This is a genomic window from Acinetobacter sp. YQ_14 (assembly GCF_043102985.1).
Lineage (GTDB): Bacteria > Pseudomonadota > Gammaproteobacteria > Pseudomonadales > Moraxellaceae > Acinetobacter > Acinetobacter venetianus.
The window spans coordinates 34218-54565 of record NZ_JBICJJ010000014.1 but is presented as its reverse complement, the minus strand read 5'-3'; the positions used below and the strand labels follow the sequence as shown (position 1 = coordinate 54565).

The following is a 20348-nucleotide window of genomic DNA, read 5'->3' as shown; positions in this document are numbered from 1 at the left end:
AATCCTAGCAGTGCATCTATAGAATGTCAGTATAAAAAGCAAATTAATTGGTAACTTTAGTTGATGATACAAATAAAGAATTTTGCTGATAAATTGAGCTATATTGTTCTAAATATAGAATGATGCATTAACAAATATGGTGTTTATTGCAAATTGCAAGATACATAAACTGTTCTCATGTTAAAAAACAAACAGTGTGGAATTTATTATGTTTAATCCGAATGTGGTTGTAAAAAATATTGTTACTCAATCAGGCGTAGATAATGTGGTTACACTGGTTGCCCGTATTCTTATGGCTTATATCTTTATTATCGCTGGCTGGGGCAAATTAACGGCTTATGGCGCTACTGCGGGTTATATGGAATCAATGGGGGTGCCGGGAGCACTTTTGCCTTTAACTATTCTCGTTGAGTTTGGTGGTGGCCTTGCCTTACTTTTTGGTTTCCAAGCGCGTTTGGCAGCATTTGGCTTAGCCGTGTTTAGTATTATTACTGCCTTCATTTTCCATAGTGCAGATGATCAAATGCAACAAATTAACTTCATGAAAAACTTAGCAATGTCTGGTGGTTTATTCTATCTAATGCTGTATGGAGCAGGTCGTTTGAGCCTTGATCATGCAATTGAAAAATAACAGATTAACTTAGTTGTTGTATGAGACCCCACTCCATCAGTGGGGTTTAATCATATCTATACATTACGGTTGATTACAAACCGAAGCCGACATTTGAGTATAAATCTGTTTAGATAATAGTGTGTTAAAAGAATAGAGCGTGTTATGAAAAGAAGCTTGCTAGGATTAGGTTTTGTGGTTTTATTTGGTTTGTCTGCGCCATCATGGGCAGGTAAAGATGATCATGTTATTTTAAAAGAGGCTTTAAATAATGTTGTGACCGTGAGTCAAATTGCTAAATTAGCTGATGAAACAGGTGTGACGCTGACAGGGCAAATCACCAAACATGTGAAGAGTGATCATTACGAATTAAAAGATAAAAGTGGCACGATTGGTGTCGAAATTGATGATGATATTTGGCAGCGTGCTGGCTTAAAAGTTGGAGACCATGTCCGTGTGGTTGGCGAAGTGGATACACATCGCTATAAACCGACAGATGTTGAAGCGATCACTGTTGAAAAGCTTGTACATTAAGCAATAAAAAAGGAAGCAGATGCTTCCTTTTTTATGATCGCAATTTTTATAGCATGAAGTGAATTTGCATTTCCCCAACAAGGAAACCCAACACAGCACCCACAATAATCAAAGACCATTCATCTTCTTTAAATGCAGGGCGGAGCATACCTTCAAACTCTTCAGGACTAAGTTTCTGCATCCGTTCAACCAGTGTATTACGAACATTCATTGCATCTTCAGCATAAGATTCAACATAGCGCATAGTATCTGGAAGCTGTTTTAAAATACGCTCAGCAACTTCTGATTTAAGGTTTTGGTATTTTTCACCACCAATCGCATAAACCACCAATGGACGTACAATACCTGCTTGTAAATCAATTTCTTGTTTGACGTGACGGCTGACTAATTCAATCACTTTATCTGAGTGCGTCCCAGAGAAAAGTTCTTCCATCATGTTGCGTGATGTTAGTAATTGTTTTGAGATCAAAGCAGCATAATCTGCGGCAACCTCGTTTTGACGTTTAATGAATAAACCTTGCCATGTATAGCCCAGCACCTTCTTTGGATATAACGGGCGGAACATCATTTGTAGCGCCATCCAGTCACTGAAGAAACCGACAAAGCCACCAAACATCGGCAACATCCATGGGTATTTACCTTGTGTCACGATCCAGCACAGCATTTGCACAACACCAATCGCGAAACCAAAAACAAAGCCGACATTACTAAAAAATTTAAATTCTTGTTTGCCGACTTTTTTAAAGATTTCGTTGAGGAGGCGTTTATCTTTGAGTAGATTGTTGACGACCATGTGTTTGATATCGAAGTACTTAGCAACATCTTTTTGTACTTCACCCATGATATGTTCAACGATTTCAGGCGCTTTGGCTTGAACACGTTTGATGAGTTTTTGACGTGCAAACTCTGGCATGCCTTCCCATAAACCGGGTTGATATTGTTGCGCAACTTCACGGGTAATATCTTCGGCAGCCGCCATGAGAGGTTTTTCGATTTCTTGTGCGATACGCTTTGGATCTAATCGTGCAAAAATTTCTTCAGGTTTGATGAGCTTGGAGGTCATCAGTTCAACCGCAGTGGTTGCCATTTTTTCTGCTTTACGAGGAACGATTCCCTGCCATCCAATTGGAAGACCAAATAATCTAAACCCTTTAAATTCAAGTGGTGCGAACATCATTTGGATCGCAATCACTTTGGTTATATAACCAATAAAGCCACTAATAAATGGGATCGAAATATATAACCAGAAATTCTGATGAAAATCCGCAATCATTTCTTGAAACATTATTGTATTGGTCCTTCAAGTCCTAATTGTTGCTCGTGGTCGGGCAAGCGATAGAGGATAGTGAAATATTTTAGGACATTGGTCAGTTCACCAATATCTTTAGAATTTTTAGTTTTCCTTGTATCAAGGACATCGCAATCACATGAAAGGAAACGATGAGGTCGATTGAATACCTTTCCATGGTAATGCATATTTTTCGATTCATCATCTTAGCACCAATTTTTGTTTTGTGTTGAGCATAATTGACAAGAAATGTTGATTTAACTCGCTTAAATAGACTCTTTACTGTGAAATTTTAGTTTAAATATCAGTGCTGATTGGCAACAAAATCTAAAAAGTAAGATAGATGATGAATTGCGGTGCGCCAATGCATGAAAAATGTTAGAATATGGCGCTTAATTCATTTGTCTTTTATGATTCGCCATGACGACCAATACTCAAATTACTGAAGATCGTATCCTTATTTTGGATTTCGGCTCTCAATATAGCCAGCTCATTGCACGTCGTGTACGTGAAGCAGGTGTCTACTCTGAAATGTTTGCATTTGATATGTCTGAAGAAGACATTCGTGCATTTAATCCGAACGGGATTATTTTGTCAGGTGGTCCTGAGAGTGTACATGAAGAGGGTAGCCCACGCGCACCTCAAGTTGTATTTGAACTTGGCGTACCAGTTTTGGGTATTTGCTATGGTTTACAAACCATGTCTGAACAGCTTGGCGGTAAAGTAGAGCCGGGTAAAGTACATGAGTTTGGTTATGCAGAAGTTGACATCGTTGTTCGTGACCAGTTAATTGGTAACTTACAAGATCGTGAAAACCAATTGCATGTTTGGATGAGCCATGGCGACAAAGTCAGTGCGATTCCTGAAGGTTTCCAAGTGACTGCAAGTACACCAAGCTGCCCATTTGCTGCGGTAAGCGATGAAACTCGTCGTTTCTATGGTGTGCAATTCCACCCTGAAGTAACCCACACAGCGAAAGGTGCTGAATTACTTTCTAACTTTGTGCATAAGATTTGTGGTTGTCGCGGTCTTTGGACACCTGAACACATTATCGACCTTCGTGTAGAACAATTACGTGCACAAATCGGTAATGAAAAAGTTCTTCTAGGTTTGTCTGGTGGTGTAGATTCATCTGTTGTTGCTGCGTTGTTGCATAAGGCAATTGGCGATCAGCTTACATGTGTATTTGTAGACAATGGTTTACTTCGTTTAAACGAAGGTGATCAGGTTATGCAAATGTTCGCTGATAACATGGGTATCCGTGTGATCCGTGCTGATGCCGAAGAGCGTTTCCTAACTGCGTTGGCGGATGAAGTTGATCCTGAGAAAAAACGTAAGATCATTGGCCGTGAATTCATCGAAGTATTTGCTGAAGAAGCACGTAAACTTGATGGCGTGAAATTCTTGGCACAGGGTACGATTTACCCTGACGTGATCGAATCTGCTGCAAGCAAACAAGGTAAAGCACACGTGATTAAATCACACCACAACGTGGGTGGTTTACCAGAAGATTTAGCATTTGACCTTGTTGAACCATTACGTGACTTATTTAAAGATGAAGTTCGTAAATTAGGTACAACTTTAGGTTTACCTCATAGCATGATTTACCGTCATCCATTCCCAGGTCCAGGTTTGGGCGTGCGTATCTTGGGTGAAGTGAAAAAAGAATATGCAGATATTCTGCGTCTTGCTGATGACATCTTTATGCAAGAGCTTCGTGCAAGTGGTTGGTATGACAAAACTGCTCAAGCGTTTGCAGTATTCCAACCTGTGAAATCTGTAGGTGTTGTAGGTGATGGTCGTCGTTATGCATGGGTGATTGCACTTCGTGCGGTTGAGACTGTTGACTTTATGACAGCGCGTTTTGCTCACTTGCCATACGAGTTGGTTGATAAAATTTCTACGCGTATCATGAATGAAATCAAAGATGTTTCTCGTGTTGTTTACGATGTGTCATCTAAGCCACCAGCTACGATTGAATGGGAATAATTTTTTTGAAAATTATTCAAATAAAAAGAGCGCTTAAGCGCTCTTTTTTTATGTAGTTAGTTTTATATAAAGAGGGTCTAATGTAGTCGATTCTATTCCAATACTTTTTAAGAAACCTTCGTACTGTCTTGGATTTAACTCAATAATTTTTTTTAGAATAGCAAAAGAGGCTTTATGCATTTCAGGTTGTTCTAAAGGTGTAAAGGATCTTTCAAATATTCCTGCCAAGTGAGAGTATTCATTATTGATTCTATCAGTAAATGTAAATACTAAATGTTCACCCCAAAGAGATTGAAGTTTTTCGGTATCGGTGTTGGAAAACCCATCTGGATAATGAAAATTAGAATATAGTTCTAAAAATTTCCTTGCGTTATTGGGGAAGTTATAAAAACTATTATAGTTTTGGTCATTAATATTTTCTTCACTTGCACAGAGATATAGTTGATGAAATAAGAAGTTAAGTTCTGAAAAGTAGTTTTTCATATAAATTGGCATTTGGAATATAGCAGAGGAGTCAAAATTCCTTTTAATAATAAAAAATTGTATATTGCCCCATTTTTTCCCATTGAGCCGTTTTAGGTATTTTAAAAACTCTAAATTATGTGTTGAAATAAAAAGTTGCCCAAATTTTTGATTATTTACAATTTTCTCTTCAATAAGAGAAAATATAAAGAAAATATGATTACTATCTAAACTACTAATAGGGTCATCTATCCAAATAATCGGTTTCTTATTTTGATCTAGATCATCTTGGATTTTTGCTAAGAAATAGCAAAAGGAGATGAGGCTTTGCTCACCTTCACTGAGATTGTGAGCTTTAGCTCCATTACGTTGAATCTCAAAATGAATATTTTGAGCATTAGGAGTTTCAATTGCATTTAGGCTAAGTGCCTGATGACCAAAATCATGATTGAGAATACTGTTGATACGAGCACAAGCTTCTCCCTCAGATTTTAATTTATCTTCTTCACTCTTTATTTCTGCAGTAATCGAGGTTCTTCGAGTTTGTAGTGTTGCAAGTTCAATTTCTAATGGAGCAATGGCTTCAAAAGCTAGGCTTATATCTGTATTTTGTTGAGTGTAATTAATATCCTGTAAGAAATGATAAATATGGTTTAGGCGTAAAGCTTTTTTAGCTTGATTTTGTTGATTTACAAGAAAATCATTTTGTTGAATACATTGTGTGCGTATTGCTTCAATTTTTTTTATTACGCTTGTGATTTCTTCTGCATGATTCTGTGGATATTTGGTTTCTAAACTTGTAAATAGATGTTTATTTTTGCTTTCTAGTAATTTTATTAGTTGTTCAAGTGAGTTTTTTTGTTTTTCAAGAGCCATGGTTAGCTCAGTTTTTAGTGATGAAAGTTCAGTATAATATTGTTGATAATAATGATTTATATCAAAATTGATTTTGAAGTTTTCTCCATTAATTAAGCTTGTTAAGTGTTCAATACCTTTCGTAATACGATTTTGAAGATTTTGAGTTTCTTGATCGAAATGGTTTCTTAATTCTATTCGTCGGTTTTCAGTAATTTCATGAGTACAGAATGCACAAGACGTTCGATCTTTATGCAATTGATGACCTGTTTGTACCCATGAATTCAAAATACTATTATTCACTAATTCCTCAATTTTTTGAGAGCCACCAACAGTGGTTTTCAAAATTTCATTTGTTAATTCTATGAGTTGTGAAAAATTTAAAGCGTAAGTTGATAGTTCTGGAGGGTCGGGTAATTCTTTTTGGTTTACTAGAGCTTTTTGTACGTTTATTTGAGCCTCAGTCAAAATTTGAAAGCTAGAATTTTGAACTTCACTGATCTCATTTTTTAGTTTCGTTACATTGTAATTAATGTCACCAAATAAAGAATGCTGATTCTTAATTGAATCTGAATTACGTGTCGCTTTATCAGTGAGTAATTTTTCTAAATCACGGTATTTATTGCTATGATTTTCTTTAGCATTTCTTAGATCTACCTCTTTATTATAAATATTAAGAAATACACCAGATTTAGTATTCTCTTCATTTGAGCCTAACTTACTATTTAACTCTTGAATCCGATCTACAATTTGTTGATTGTCGCCGCCTAATGTCACTGAAAAGGACTCAATATTTGCATTTTCATCATGTATGAACTTTAAATTTTCTTTAACAAAATCTGAGTTATAGACATAAATCGGATGAGCGTGTGTGGTTAAATTATTCTGAGAAATAATTGAACCATCCGAGAATTCAATTTTAAATTCAGGTTGATCATATTTAGAGGGAACAATACGTTTTTCTAATGAGCGAATTATTTTAGAAAGACTAGTTTTACCTGAGTAGTTACGACCATAAAAGATATTGATATCTTTAAAATTATAAATTTCAGTGTTGCTTTTATGTTGGTAGCTTAGACTGGAATCCCAATCAAAATTTTTAAAAATACCAAAATTATCAATCTTTGCAATTTTCGTTATTTTAGACATTCTAATTCCTATTGAGATGATTGTAAGTTAATAATTTATATATATAAATTACTGAGTTATTAGATGAAGTCAATACTAATTTTAACTTTAAGTAATATCTTAACTTGCCATAAGATTATTTAAGATATATCTTAACATTCATAAATTGTGCAATATGAGAAAAATAAAGATGAAACATCAATCAAATCATCATGAAGGCGAACATGATTCACATTATCGAGAGCATCAACGAACAGGTCGCCGTGGACGCTTGTTTGAATCAGGTCGCATGAAACTGTTAGTGCTGCATCTCATTCAGCAAAGTCCCAAACATGGTTATGAAATTATTAAAGAAATTAGTGATCTAGTGGGGGATGGATATACGCCCAGTGCGGGAACGATTTATCCAACATTAACCAATTTGGAAGAAATGAATTTTATTTCATTGCTAGATGCAGAGCGTAAGCAATACCAAGTCACTCAGCTTGGTGAGGCTTACTTGCAAGAGCAGCAAGATAAGCTTGAAGCACTGCTAGAAAAACTAAGACTTAGACGTGACATTCATAATAACGATCAGCTCATAGAGATTCATCGAGCAATGGAAAACCTTAAAACAGCACTGCGTCTAAAACTCAATATTGCTGATCTACAGCAAGAACAGATTTACCAAATTGCTGAAAAGATCGATCAAGCAGCAATAGCAATTGGCCGTTTATAAATACCTTATCCAATATCAATTTAGAGAAAACTTATGAAACAACATCAATACCATGTCACCGTGCAACATTTAAAAGATGCGAAAGGGCAGGCTTCAACGTACACCGAGCGCTTAGAGTTTTATACAGGTAATCATGATGATATTTTCCAAATTGTTGAGCGCTTAAAAAGTGCTAAATTTTTTGATGATCAAACCACTAAATCTTTTGCTGTGGGCTTAAAGCTTTTTAGTGAAGTCATGTTGGAACATAAAGATCATCCATTATTCGAGGAGTTCTTACCGCAGTTTGGTCAATTCATGAAAAATCTAAAACAACATGTAAAGAAATAGGCTTAATCAATATGGGTGCAAATAGCGTGCAACAAACAAAGAAGCCATTGTTTTCTAAATTACCTGCAAAATATGCCGCTTGGATTATTCCATTGATATTGTCAGGGCTGATGAGTGCAACATTATCATTCATTAACTTATTGATGAATATCGGGTTGATCGATGGTTTTACGATAAAATGGCTTTCAACTTGGCTATTCTCATGGTTGATTGCTTATCCCGTGGTCTTGATTTTCTTGCCATTAGTAAGACGTTTAACCAGCCTAATTGTGGATATGACACCGCAATAAGCTAGTGTCATATAGATCAATGTATTTAAGTTTAAATGTATTAGGAATAAAATGAATTAGTGAAATTTGGATTGTCTCATGGATGGCACTCAGCGTATTACCAAAAGACTATATAGAAGCTAGATTGTGTTGTTAAGATCAATAAAACAACTCATTGCAATAGCATAGGTAAAAGAGAGCGAGATCATGAGCAATAATAATGATTACGATATTTCAGATTCAAAAGACTGCGAAACCTACATCAATCAATTTATTCAAGACTTTAAAATTCGTTCCGCAGAAATTGGCAAGGGGACAGTGATTAAGCGGGCTTTACCTAGCCGCAATAAACGTTTAGTTGGGGCATGGTGTTTCCTTGATCATGCAGGGCCTGTGAGTTTCCCAGCCGGAGATGGCTTGGATGTTGGGCCGCACCCCCATATCGGTTTGCAAACATTTACATGGATGATTGAAGGCACCATGATGCATACCGATAGCCTTGGTTCTAAACAACTGATTCGTCCAAAACAGGTCAATCTCATGACTGCGGGGCATGGGATTTCACATACTGAAGTTGCACCAGATACAGAAACCAAGATGCATGCAGCGCAGCTTTGGATTGCTTTGCCTGATGATAAACGCAATATGAATCCGAAGTTTGAACACTATCCAGAATTGCCTGTGGTAAGTAAAGATCAAGTTGAATTTACTGTTTTGGTTGGTGATTTCTTAGAGACAGTTTCACCAGTGCAAGTTCATACCCCATTGGTTGGTGTGGATCTCACGGCACAAGCTAACACCAAAACTCGTATTCCACTCAACCCAAAATTTGAATATGCCTTCATGGCATTAGAGGGGACAGCACGCGTAAATGGGCATGAATTGGATGCTGATAATATGGTGGTGTTGGAAACAGGTTTAACGGAGATAGAAGTTGAACTGACGCAAGGACATCGTGTGCTATTGATTGGTGGTGAGCCATTTGAATCACCGATCTTACTGTGGTGGAACTTCGTTGGACGCACCATGGAGGATTTGCAACAAGCTCGTGAAGATTGGATTAAACATGATGCACGTTTTGGCGAGATTCCTGATTATCAAGGTAAGCGTTTAGAAGCACCTGTATTGCCTGAGCAAATGAGGGCTTCAAAATGAGTATTATCGCAAGTTCAAAAGTCCAAACATTTGCTGAACCTTGGAAAGGTGAAGTCACAAGTGGCAAACATCATTATTTGACAGATAAACCTGAATCTTTTGGTGGTCATGATACTGGGCCAGCACCTTATGATTTTCTAACAGCAAGTTTAGCATCATGTACCATGATCACCTTGCGGATGTATGCACAACATAAGGAAATCGAGTTGGGGGAGTTTGCAGTGGAGGTCGATTTCTATACCAATCGTGAACAGCAAGAGCATATTGAGCGTCGAGTAATATTTGAACAACCTATTTCACAAGACTTAAAAGAAAAACTTCTCAATGTCTGTAGCAAAACCCCTGTTACTAAAACTTTGTTACGTAGTTTAGACATTCAGACCATGATTCTTTAAGTTGATAGTGCTATTGTGCTTTGGCAAAACATAATTCTAAACGCAACTGTTAGAGGGACTAAAAACGGCAGTTGCGTAGCACAAAGCAGGCACAAAAATGATTACCTTACATTATCTACAATGTTCTCGTTCATTCCGAATATTGTGGGCATTAGAGGAACTTGGTATCGATGATTATCAAGTTGAGCTTTATCAAAGGACCTCAAGTTACGCAGCTCCAGAAGATCTCAAGCAAATTCATCCGCTTGGGAAAGCGCCAATTTTAGTTGATGATGGTGATGTGATTGTTGAATCTGCTGTGATCTTGGATTATTTGCAGCAACGCTATGATCAGCAACAACAATTTAGACCGCAAGATGTGAAAGATCAGCGCCAATATTATTATTGGATGCATTATGCAGAAGGCTCTCTCATGCCTTTATTGGTCATGACCTTGGTGATGAATAATGTCAGCAAGCATGTGCCTTGGATAGTTCGCCCAGTTGCAGAAAAGATTACCGATGGGGTAAAGGCTGGATTTGTCCGTCCTCGTGTTAAAGAACATATTTTGTATCTTGAGCAATATTTATCAAAGCATGATTACTTTGCAGGTGAATTTTCATTTGCCGATATTCAGATGGCATTTCCTTTGATTGCATTGCAAAAGCGTTTACATGGAAAATATCCAAATATTCAAGCCTTTGTACAACGTATTCAACAGCGTTCAGCCTTCCAAAAAGCTGAACAAAAAAGCCTTGATTCCGAATGCTCGTAATGTAGTGATCAAAACAAAAAAGGAACGATTTATCGTTCCTTTTTTATGTTCTATGTTGTGATTAACGCTTAATGACGATTGAATCAATTCCGCTATGTTGTAGTGTTTGTTGTGCGGCTAAAGCAGCATCTTGGCTATCATAAGGCCCTGAAAAAACACGATACCATGTTTGACCATTTTCGACAGTTTTTACCACATCAGCAGACAAGCCGTTCAAAATAATCTCTGCGCGTCGAGCATCCGCACTATCAGGATCAGGATAGCTGCGAACCTGTAAAATATAAGTTGCTGCGACGGGTGTAGTCGGCTCAGTTGGTGTTAGTGTTGCTGAATCTTCGGTTGTCGTAGTTTCAGGCTTAGGTGATTCAATAATGACCACGTTGCCTTCTTGCTTAGTTTCAGGAACAGCTTGTTCTGGAATAGGTGTAACTTGTTGCTGTGGAAGCAAATCATAGAAGCGATAGTCTTTGTTGGTATCTTCTTCTTGATAATGTTCAGAGGTCACCTGTGTTTTTGTCGGGACGGGTTGCCAAGGTTGCCAAAGCATCAGCATAACGGCAACACATAGGATCGCTAGAATTGCCACAAGCATTCCTAGCCACTTGGGAATAAGTGGTTTCTTGGGCTTATTTGGTCGTTCAGATACACCACGTTGCGTTTTTCCAAACACCTGAAATTCCTCTTGATCCTATTATGTTATTTGTAACTTGAATCTTCTGAGAAACAAAGCACTATCTGTAAAAAATAATGCTTTGTTTGTCGTATTTTTATCAATATATCGTCTAGTGAAGCGATTGAGAAATCAACAGCAAACGAATGACGATATCAAAATGCTGCGAGCAACATTGTTTTGAGCATAGCTTTTTGCTAATTACATCGCTACGCGGGCACAGCCTTTGTCTTGCGACGATGTACAAAGCGTTACTTTGCTGATTACATCACTACGCGAGCATAGCTCTTGTCTTGCAGCCATGTGTGAAGCTCTCGCTTCACTTTATTACATGGCTTCAGGTGCAGACACGCCCAAAAGCTCTAAACCGTTGCGTAATACTTGCTGTACGTTAACTGAAAGTAGTAAACGTGCTTGAGACAACGGAGTATTTGTTTCATCAACAAATTTTACGCCATCTTGAGCATACCAGCCATGAAATAGTGCCGCTAAATCTTTCAAATAATTGCCGATTTGGTGTGGTTCACAAACATTTGCTGCACGAATAACAATCTCAGGATAAGCTGCTAATTTCGCTAAAATTTCTGTTTCTGTATCTAAAGTTAAAAGATCAGCAACTTGGCGTGCAGTTGCGACATCAAATGCAATTTCTTTTTCTTTAGCACGGTTAAGAATACTGTTGACACGCGCATGTGCATATTGGATGTAATACACCGCATTGTCTTTACTTTGCGAAACGGCAAGGTCTAAATCAAAGTCGATGTGTTGTTCAGATTTACGCATCACGTAGTAGAAACGCGCCGCATCGTTGCCGACTTCTTTACGCAAATCACGTAAAGTCACGAACTGACCTGAACGAGATGACATTTGTACCATCTCACCGCCACGCCATAAACTCACGAACTGAACTAAAAGTACAGTCAGTTTCTTTGAGTCATAACCCATTGCGTCGATTGCAGCTTTCACTCGTGAAATATAACCGTGGTGGTCAGAACCCCAAATATCAATGAGGTCTGTATAGCCACGTTGCAGTTTATTCAGGTGGTAAGCAATATCAGATGCGAAATACGTGGTTTGACCATTACGACGTTTAACAACACGGTCTTTCTCATCGCCAAATTCTGTCGATTTGAACCAGATGTTGCCATCTTTTTCGTAGAGGAAACCACGCTGATCAAGTGTTGTTAATGCTTCATCAATCTTTTCTGTCAATGATGCTTCGCTAAACCATTTATCAAAGGTCACACCAAAGTCAGCAAGGTCATCTTTGATGTCATCTAAGATCGCGTGTAATGCTGCTTGATGGAAAACACGATAGCTTACGCCTAACTGTTGTTGCGAGTTTGCGATTAAACCATCGATATGTTTTTCTTTGTCGCCTGAAAGAACAACTTTATTGCCTTCCGCATCAAGTTCTTCGGCGTATTGAACATCCTCAGGAACATCTTTATAGATATCGGCAACTGGACGAACATAAACATCACCATCTTGATCAATGATGCTTTGCGCGATTTCTTTCACGTAGTCGCCTTGGTAGGCATTCTTAGGGAAAACAAGAGTTTGACCTGTTAACTCTAAATAGCGCAAATAAGTAGAAGTCGCCAAAATATCCATTTGACGACCAGCGTCATTGACATAGTATTCGCGATCAACTTTAGCGCCAGTTGCCTCTAATAAGTTTGCAACGGTCATACCGTATGCTGCACCACGACCATGTCCCACATGTAGGCTAGAGGTCGGATTTGCAGAGACAAATTCAACTTGGATTTTTTTGGCTGCATTGGCTTGGCTGCGACCGTATTGATCTTTTTGTGCTTGAATTTGATCAAGTACAGCAAAACGTTGGTCAGCATTTAAAAAGAAGTTGATAAAACCAGGACCAGCAATTTCAGCTTTGGTGATATCAGCGACCTCAGGTAGTGCCGCTAAGATTTTTTCAGCAAGATCACGAGGTTTCATACCTGCTGCTTTTGAGCCGATCATGGCAATATTTGAAGCAAAGTCACCGTGACTTCGGTCTTTAGTACGGGTTAAATGGCTCGTGTTTGTCCAATCTGAAGGAAGTACCCCTTGTTGTTGAAGGGATTGCACCGCATGATCAAGAGCTGCTTGTATTGCCGTATTCATAGTTACCGAAATAAATGTCGCGGAAAAACGCTAAATATAGCAAATTTCGCCTCATTTAGGGGAGACATTTCCGCTGTAAATGCATAAATTTGGTAATTGATTACCCTTTAGAGTGGAGCGTGCTTTGAAAGCTTTTGCATTGCGATAATGAGAGATTTGATGATTAGATTCTGTTCATGCTCAATTGATAAAAGATGAGGAAAGGAAAGAATTGGAAATACGTGAAATATAAAATGAATATTTCGAAAATGGATTTTGGTATTTTTAAATAAAATGATTTAAATACAAATTAAAGATTAAACAAAAATGATGGAAGGATAAGGTGTTTATAGCGTATTTCTGTAAATGTTTGAAATAAAAGTATTTACTTGAATTGTTTTTATAGTATGTTTTTATTGAATACTCAGCAAAATGAGTATCACTTTTTAAAATACCATTTTTATGAGAAATGGCCTTAAGCTTATAGCTACAAAGTATTTTGCAAAGTATGAAAGACATACTTTTCAGATGCTAAGCAGGCAAATGAGATAGGCAATGACATCAGGAAACCCAAATAAACACTCTCTTTACATCCCTTATGCAGGTTATACACTTTTAGAGTTACCACTACTCAACAAAGGTTCTGCTTTTACGCAAGAAGAACGTAGCAATTTTAATTTACACGGTTTACTGCCTCATATTATTGAGACCATAGAAGAACAAAGCCAGCGCTCGTATCAACAGTTCTGTGCATTTAATGACGATATAAATAAACACATCTATTTGCGCAATATTCAAGATACCAATGAAACGTTGTTCTATCATCTGATCGAAAATCATTTAGAAGAAATGATGCCAGTAATTTACACACCGACTGTGGGTGAAGCATGTCAGCGTTTCTCGGATATCTATCGTCGCCATCGTGGTATTTTCATTTCATACCCTGATCGCGATTTTATCGAAGATATTTTGCAAAATGTGAATAAAAACAATGTAAAAGTCATTGTGATTACGGATGGTGAACGGATATTAGGTTTGGGTGACCAAGGGATTGGTGGTATGGGCATCCCAATCGGTAAGTTGTCACTTTATACCGCTTGTGGTGGGATTAGCCCAGCTTATACGCTACCGATTACCATTGATGTTGGAACCAATAATCAACAGCTGCTAAATGACCCGATTTATATGGGATGGCGACAGCCACGTATTAGCGGTGATGAATATTATGATTTTGTCGACAAAGTCATTACTGCAATTAAGCGTCGCTGGCCTAAAGCCCTAATTCAGTTTGAAGATTTTGCTCAAAAAAATGCGATGCCGCTTTTAGAAAAGTATCGTGACAAAATCTGCTGCTTTAATGATGATATTCAAGGCACGGCTGCGGTTTCAGTCGGTAGTTTATTGGCAGCGAGTAAAGCTGCTGGCAAGCAGTTAAAAGATCAGGTTGTAACGTTCTTAGGTGCTGGCTCAGCAGGCTGTGGCATCGCAGAGCAAATTATCCTACAAATGGTGGCAGAAGGTCTGACAGACGCTGAAGCGCGTGCGCGTGTGTTTATGGTGGATCGTTTTGGATTGATTACTGAGAATCAGCCAAACTTACTCGATTTCCAACGTAAGTTAGCGCAAAAGGCCGAAGTTGTAGAGCAATGGGCAAATATCGATGAAGTGATTTCATTGATGGATGTTGTACAGAATGCCAAGCCGACGGTATTAATTGGTGTTTCTGGGCAACCAGGACTCTTTACTGAACAAATTATTAAGACAATGGCACAGCATTGTGAACGTCCTATCGTGATGCCTTTGTCTAACCCAACCTCTCGTGTTGAAGCTGTTCCAGCAGATATCGTGCAATGGACGGAAGGGCGAGCCTTAATTGCAACAGGTAGTCCATTTGCTCCAGTTAATTATCAAGGTAAGTTGTATCACATTGCACAATGTAATAACTCTTATATTTTCCCAGGTATCGGTTTGGGTGTTGTAGCGAGTGGTGCGACTCGAATCACTGAGAATATGTTGATGGCATCCAGTCGTGCATTGGCAGATTGCTCACCATTGCTTCAAGATCCGCAGGCTGATTTATTACCATCATTAGGTGAGATTCAAAGTGTTTCAAAAGTCATTGCGTTTGATGTTGCAAAAGCTGCGATTCAGGATGGCGTTGCTGTAATGATCAATGATGAGTTGCTGAAACAAAAAATCGAAGAGTCTTTTTGGCATCCAGAATATCGTCGCTATAAGCGAATTCCATTCTAATAGAACGAAAAAAGGAGCTTATGCTCCTTTTTTATGCCTCTTTTACGCCTCTAAAATTTCTTCAAGTAGCTCATCACTAGGTGCAAAATAATACGCGCCATCGATTGCCGTAGTGAAATGTAATAGGCGATCATGGATACCGTCACCTGATGTGCCAAACATGCGTTTTAGCATGGCATCGATAATGGTTAAGTCATTGGTATAAGCCACGAAAAATAAACCTTGCTCACCATTACCATCACCATAAGGCAGGCTGTGGCGTAAGATTTCCATTTCTTCACCTTGTTCATCTTCAACCACAGTTCGCGCAACATGTGCATTTTCAGGTTTTACGTCATCATCTAACTCGATTGATTCAAGTTTGGTGCGACCAAAAACATGTTCTTGAGCATCGACTTTGAGTTTTTGCCATTTCGCTAAGTCATGAATATAGCGCTGTGCAAAGATAAAGCTGCCATCTGCAAAAGTATTGGCTTGTTCAGGAAGCAGCGCTGTTTCAGCACGATCATCTGGGAACTGAGGATTTTCAGTACCATCAATAAAGCCTGTCATATCACGACCATCAAAGAATCGGAAGCAGGCACGCTCATCTAGAACTTCAACTTTATCCTGAATGCCGTGAAAGAAAGCTTGGCTAATTGCAAAACAAATATCTGCTCTTGCACTGGCAATATGAATAAATACATCCGCAGGAACGACAGGCATATTAAAAGCACCTTGCTGAGGATCAAGTTGCTTAAAGCCCTCAGGCGTTTCTGAATAAAGTTTTGCCCAAAGCTCAGGACCAAAAGCGATGGCTGTTTTAATCTGATCATTTGGATGCTGGGTAATTAAACGGTCACGAGTCGATAGTAATGCTTCAATTTGTTGTTTTAATTCAGAAACAGTTAAATCTTTTAAACGTAAAACAATAAAACGTGCATGATCAGAAGGTAATGGAAGAATGACAGATTGAGCAGTCATTAATATCTCCTCAGTTATTTTTAGAAAGACGGCAAAAAGAAATATTGTGCCTGATGTTGTTGCTGCTTAATAGTTTATTTATTCTTTTTTACTGTATGAAATAGCAGCAAATTGCGGTAATAAAACGGTATAATTCCACTTTTATTTGTCTGTTTAATTATGGCCTTTCAAGTGTGGTTTGCCTTCATGTTGGCGTGTTGGGTGATTAGTCTCTCTCCGGGAGCAGGTGCTATCGCATCGATGTCGAGTGGTTTGAACTATGGCTTTAGGCGTGGTTATTGGAATGCGATTGGTCTTCAACTGGCTTTAATCATTCAAATTTTGATTGTCGCAGCAGGGGTGGGGGTACTTTTTGCCACAACGCCTTGGGCATTCCAAGTCGTGAAATGGTTTGGTGTGATTTATTTGTTGTATTTGGCTTATGCGCAGTGGACTGCACCTGTTCAAACGATTGATATACAAACTGAACAGAAAAATACATCAGCTTCGGTATTGGTCTTCAAAGGCTTTATCGTCAACATGAGTAATCCTAAAGCGATCGTTTTTTTATTGGCGGTACTGCCGCAGTTTTTAGATTTAAGTCGACCACAATGGCTGCAATATCTGATCATGGCAATCACGATGGTGATGATTGATTTAATCGTGATGGCAGCCTATACAGGACTCGCATCAAAAATATTGAGGTTGCTTCGCTCACCGAAACAACAAAAATATTTAAATCGTAGTTTTGCTGTTATGTTTAGCTGTGCGGCGGCATTGCTGAGTGCCATTCAGCAAGCGAGTTAATCACTTACTGACGAAGGTGTGATTGATTTAAATTTTTGCGCTGCAAAAATTGCTGCGAAAGTAAGTGCCATACATAACACAATGCTTAAACCTGTTGCGATATTTAAGGCAGCACTCGACCATAAACCGACAGTTACGCCAAATTGTGCCAAAACGAAAGCCCAAATCACCATTTGTTTGGGTGAGTGCGCGAGTAAACGGGCACTTAATGCAGGAATAACCAGTAGTGCACCCATAAGCAATGAGCCAACGGCACGTAAAGCGAGGACGGTAAATAAAGCGAGTAGCAACATAAAGATCAGGCGTTGCCAGTTAGCATTGACCCCTTCACTCATAGCAATATCTGGATCAATCGCAATTTGAATTTGTGCAGACCAAGCGCGATAGAGTACGACAAGTGCAGCACTGATCACGATTGCAAACATGGGTAAATCAGCCCATTCGATACTTAATAGATCACCAAATAAATAGCTGAGCAATTCAGGACGTAAGCTCGGCACTTGCTGAATTAGTAGTAAACCTGAACACAGGAGTGTGGCTGAACAGAGAGCAAGCAGTGCATCATTGGGTAAGCGTGAATCATGCAAAATCCATAAAATTGCCACTAACAGCGCGGCTAAACAGCCAACCCCTAGCCAAAAGGGTAAATGTAGAATTCCTGCGATTGCCACACCGAGCAAAGTACCGTGTGCCATCGTGTCGGCAAAGAAAGACATTCTTCGCCATAGCATCAGACAGCCGAGAGGGGCGGTGAGAAAAACTAACAGACTCCCCATGATCCAAGCAGGTAAGAGCAGTTGTAACCATTCCATCATGGCTTAGACCTTTGGTTCAGGGTGAATATGTGGGCGAGGGTCATGTGAACAGGGTTCAGCATGGTCACTATGTCCACAATGATTATGGTGATGCTGATAGAACATTCGTTGTGTACCAAAAATCGCTTGATACTCTGGATGCTGCTGGATGCTCTCAGGTAGACCGCTACAACAAATATGTTTGTTTAGACATACAACACGATGAGTACCTTGCATGACCCATTGTAGATCATGGGAAACCATCAGCACAGCGCAACCATAACGTTCAGGTAGGCTACGAACATATTCATAAAGTTCAGCTTCGGACTGAATGTCTAAACCTTGCATCGGCTCATCAAGCACTAAAATGTCAGGTTGGCGGAGTAAAGCACGAGCTAAAAGGACGCGTTGACGTTCACCACCTGAAAGTTGCTGTACCTTGGATTGCTGTAGTTTTTGAATACCTGTATCGCGAACAATTTCTTGACGAAGATTACTTTCGCAAATTTCTAAATCCAGTAGATCTTGCACACGTAAAGGGAGGCTAGCAGAAGGGTTGAACTTCTGAGGTACATAAGCCATTTTTAATTTTTTAGAAAAATGAACCTTTCCTTTATTTGGCGACATAATGCCAAGCAAGATTTTAATTAATGTTGATTTGCCAGCACCATTCGGGCCGATAAGCGTCACAATCTCTTTTGCCTGTAAAGCGAAATCGACATTACGCAAAATATCCCGTTCATCTCGACGAACAGAAATATTCTCTAGTCGAATGATGGGCGGTGTTACTGGTGTGTGCTGCACTGATGACATTTTCCTGAAATCTCAATAATGCTGTGTTGAGCAGAAAATTGGTCTGAGGCAGCAAGTTGATCTAGTTGTTGAATTAAGCCTTGAGCCGAAGCTTCTTTTACAGAATGACATTCAGTACATATTAAGAATGCAGCCTGATGTCCTTCGCGCGGATGACAACATGGAATATAGGCATTAATAGAAGTCAGGCGATGAATTAAGCCTTTTTCTAATAAGAAATCCAATGTTCGATAAACTGTAGGTGGGGCAGCAGGGCGATCTGCTTGACCTTTTATTTTTGCCAATAAGTCATAAGCACCCATTGGTGCAGAGGCATTTAAAATGAGTTCAAGCACTTCTTTACGTAAAGGTGTGAGGCGTGCGCCAACCGCAGTACAAAGAATCTCTGCTTCAGCAAGTCGAGCTTTGATATCATGATGGCCGTGAACACCGTGTAAAGCATTATCATGTTCATGTGAACAAGAACTCATAAGTTGTCCTCATTGTTTTGCAGCTATCATACCATGCAAATCATTTATAACTATCTATATATAGTAGACATCACGATAGGTAGCTGGGTATAGCAAAAATAGACGTAGGCAATCATCTGCTTTTGTTATATTATAACATGCTTCGCTTTTTGAGTAATACTGTGATGTCCCGCCTTCTCATTTTTGTTTTCGTTTCGATGTTCAGTACATGGGGGTGGACGCAAAGTTTAGTTGTGTCAACACATCCAATTTACTTGATTGCGAAAGAAGTGACCAAAGATGTAGAAGAGCCTGTGTTGCTATTGGGCGATCAAAGTGGTCATGATGTACAACTTACACCAGCACATCGTAAGGCAATTCAAGATGCTTCTTTGGTGATTTGGTTGGGCAAGGTTCATGAAGCACCCTTAGAAAAACTACTCGGGCAGAACAAAAAGGCGATTGCACTTTTAGACTCAGGCATTTTAACAATTTTACCGCTACGTAGTTTGCGTGGTAATGCTTTGCCGAATACGATTGATAGTCATGTGTGGCTAGAACCAAATAATGCCGTTCGTATTGCGTTCTTCATCGCGACTTTACGTGGGCAACAGTATCCAGAAAATAAGGCAAAATATCTTGCCAATGCCAAAGACTTTGCTCAACAGATGTTACAAGCATCACAACAATTCGATAGTTCAAATAAAGCCAAGCCATATTGGTCTTATCACGATGCCTATCAATATCTTGAAAGAGCCTTAAATCTAAAATTTTCAGGTGCGCTTACGGATGACCCTCATATTGCGCCAACAGCTGCTCAAATAAAATACTTAAAAGATAACCGTCCGAAGACACAAATGTGTTTATTGGCTGAAATTTCAGCAACACCAAGTCAATATCAGAAACTGAACCCATTAGTTTTCGAGTCAGTTGATGAAAGTATGCGTGGAGAAGACAATTTCGTGACTGCTTGGAAAAAATTGGCTTCAAAAACCGATAAGTGCGTATTAAGTGCGCAAAAATGATG

Annotated in this window: 20 protein-coding genes; 12 read left to right on the top strand and 8 right to left on the bottom strand. The window is 38.9% G+C overall.

Annotated elements, in window-relative coordinates; translation table 11 throughout:
* The first annotated feature begins 208 nt into the window (after positions 1 to 208).
* Complete coding sequence (locus tag ACF8D3_RS07440) at positions 209 to 631, top strand: DoxX family protein (protein WP_061393523.1); 423 nt, start codon at positions 209 to 211, stop codon at positions 629 to 631.
* 144 nt (positions 632 to 775) lie between these two features.
* Positions 776 to 1144 carry a NirD/YgiW/YdeI family stress tolerance protein gene (locus tag ACF8D3_RS07435; protein WP_061393524.1) on the top strand — a complete coding sequence of 123 codons (369 nt, stop codon included), beginning with the start codon at positions 776 to 778 and terminating at the stop codon, positions 1142 to 1144.
* A gap of 46 nt (positions 1145 to 1190) precedes the next feature.
* Here the strand turns inward: ACF8D3_RS07435 and ACF8D3_RS07430 are convergent, their stop codons facing one another.
* Entirely contained in the window at positions 1191 to 2417 is a 1227-nt protein-coding gene (locus tag ACF8D3_RS07430) for a DUF445 family protein (RefSeq protein WP_171054747.1), read from the bottom strand.
* Between the two features lie 435 nt (positions 2418 to 2852).
* Here ACF8D3_RS07430 and guaA point away from each other — a divergent pair, with 435 nt between their 5' ends.
* Positions 2853 to 4421 (top strand): glutamine-hydrolyzing GMP synthase, encoded by a 1569-nt coding sequence (gene guaA, locus ACF8D3_RS07425; RefSeq protein WP_061393525.1) that lies wholly within the window; start codon positions 2853 to 2855, stop codon positions 4419 to 4421.
* 48 nt (positions 4422 to 4469) lie between these two features.
* Here guaA and ACF8D3_RS07420 read toward each other — a convergent pair whose 3' ends face one another.
* Positions 4470 to 6887: an AAA family ATPase gene (locus ACF8D3_RS07420; protein WP_061393526.1), complete on the bottom strand. Its 2418-nt coding sequence runs from the start codon at positions 6885 to 6887 to the stop codon at positions 4470 to 4472.
* Between the two features lie 169 nt (positions 6888 to 7056).
* Here ACF8D3_RS07420 and ACF8D3_RS07415 point away from each other — a divergent pair, with 169 nt between their 5' ends.
* The 6 genes from ACF8D3_RS07415 to ACF8D3_RS07390 all read left to right on the top strand — a co-directional run bounded on the left by ACF8D3_RS07415 (position 7057) and on the right by ACF8D3_RS07390 (position 10487).
* Positions 7057 to 7584, top strand: a complete 528-nt coding sequence (locus ACF8D3_RS07415; protein WP_392470934.1) for a PadR family transcriptional regulator — start codon at positions 7057 to 7059, stop codon at positions 7582 to 7584.
* A 33-nt stretch (positions 7585 to 7617) separates the two neighbouring features.
* Positions 7618 to 7914 carry a DUF3861 domain-containing protein gene (locus tag ACF8D3_RS07410; RefSeq protein WP_004882027.1) on the top strand — a complete coding sequence of 99 codons (297 nt, stop codon included), beginning with the start codon at positions 7618 to 7620 and terminating at the stop codon, positions 7912 to 7914.
* Positions 7915 to 7925: 11 nt separating this feature from the next.
* Positions 7926 to 8204, top strand: coding sequence for a DUF2798 domain-containing protein (locus ACF8D3_RS07405; protein ID WP_392470933.1), 279 nt, complete (start codon positions 7926 to 7928; stop codon positions 8202 to 8204).
* Positions 8205 to 8390: 186 nt separating this feature from the next.
* Positions 8391 to 9338: a pirin family protein gene (locus ACF8D3_RS07400; RefSeq protein ID WP_392470931.1), complete on the top strand. Its 948-nt coding sequence runs from the start codon at positions 8391 to 8393 to the stop codon at positions 9336 to 9338.
* Positions 9335 to 9733 carry an OsmC family protein gene (locus ACF8D3_RS07395; protein WP_019385280.1) on the top strand — a complete coding sequence of 133 codons (399 nt, stop codon included), beginning with the start codon at positions 9335 to 9337 and terminating at the stop codon, positions 9731 to 9733. Before ACF8D3_RS07400 ends, ACF8D3_RS07395 begins: the two co-directional genes overlap by 4 nt.
* Positions 9734 to 9830: 97 nt before the next feature.
* Complete coding sequence (locus ACF8D3_RS07390; protein WP_004882021.1) at positions 9831 to 10487, top strand: glutathione S-transferase; 657 nt, start codon at positions 9831 to 9833, stop codon at positions 10485 to 10487.
* Positions 10488 to 10548: 61 nt separating this feature from the next.
* Here ACF8D3_RS07390 and ACF8D3_RS07385 read toward each other — a convergent pair whose 3' ends face one another.
* Both ACF8D3_RS07385 and argS read right to left on the bottom strand, forming a co-directional pair.
* Entirely contained in the window at positions 10549 to 11157 is a 609-nt protein-coding gene (locus tag ACF8D3_RS07385) for an SPOR domain-containing protein (protein ID WP_004882018.1), read from the bottom strand.
* Between the two features lie 327 nt (positions 11158 to 11484).
* A complete protein-coding gene (argS, locus tag ACF8D3_RS07380) occupies positions 11485 to 13284 on the bottom strand; it encodes an arginine--tRNA ligase (RefSeq protein ID WP_392470930.1) in 1800 nt (599 codons plus the stop codon).
* 534 nt (positions 13285 to 13818) lie between these two features.
* On the opposite strand from argS, the gene ACF8D3_RS07375 reads away from it, so the two are divergent.
* Positions 13819 to 15516, top strand: a complete 1698-nt coding sequence (locus tag ACF8D3_RS07375) for an NAD-dependent malic enzyme (RefSeq protein WP_392470928.1) — start codon at positions 13819 to 13821, stop codon at positions 15514 to 15516.
* A 42-nt stretch (positions 15517 to 15558) separates the two neighbouring features.
* On the opposite strand, the gene ACF8D3_RS07370 is transcribed toward ACF8D3_RS07375, so the two are convergent.
* Positions 15559 to 16479 (bottom strand): Dyp-type peroxidase, encoded by a 921-nt coding sequence (locus ACF8D3_RS07370; protein WP_061525060.1) that lies wholly within the window; start codon positions 16477 to 16479, stop codon positions 15559 to 15561.
* Positions 16480 to 16638: 159 nt separating this feature from the next.
* Here ACF8D3_RS07370 and ACF8D3_RS07365 point away from each other — a divergent pair, with 159 nt between their 5' ends.
* Positions 16639 to 17265, top strand: a complete 627-nt coding sequence (locus tag ACF8D3_RS07365) for a LysE family transporter (protein WP_061525059.1) — start codon at positions 16639 to 16641, stop codon at positions 17263 to 17265.
* Here the strand turns inward: ACF8D3_RS07365 and znuB are convergent.
* From znuB to ACF8D3_RS07350, 3 genes are read right to left on the bottom strand one after another with little or no spacing between them, the layout of a single operon-like run.
* Complete coding sequence (gene znuB / locus ACF8D3_RS07360; protein WP_392470927.1) at positions 17262 to 18080, bottom strand: zinc ABC transporter permease subunit ZnuB; 819 nt, start codon at positions 18078 to 18080, stop codon at positions 17262 to 17264. The two genes, ACF8D3_RS07365 and znuB, sit on opposite strands and share 4 nt — an antisense overlap.
* 3 nt (positions 18081 to 18083) lie before the next feature.
* A complete protein-coding gene (znuC, locus tag ACF8D3_RS07355; RefSeq protein ID WP_061525057.1) occupies positions 18084 to 18872 on the bottom strand; it encodes a zinc ABC transporter ATP-binding protein ZnuC in 789 nt (262 codons plus the stop codon).
* Entirely contained in the window at positions 18845 to 19342 is a 498-nt protein-coding gene (locus ACF8D3_RS07350; RefSeq protein ID WP_004882003.1) for a transcriptional repressor, read from the bottom strand. Before ACF8D3_RS07350 ends, znuC begins: the two co-directional genes overlap by 28 nt.
* A gap of 164 nt (positions 19343 to 19506) precedes the next feature.
* On the opposite strand from ACF8D3_RS07350, the gene ACF8D3_RS07345 reads away from it, so the two are divergent.
* A complete protein-coding gene (locus ACF8D3_RS07345) occupies positions 19507 to 20346 on the top strand; it encodes a metal ABC transporter substrate-binding protein (protein ID WP_061393535.1) in 840 nt (279 codons plus the stop codon).
* The last annotated feature ends 2 nt before the right edge of the window (positions 20347 to 20348 follow it).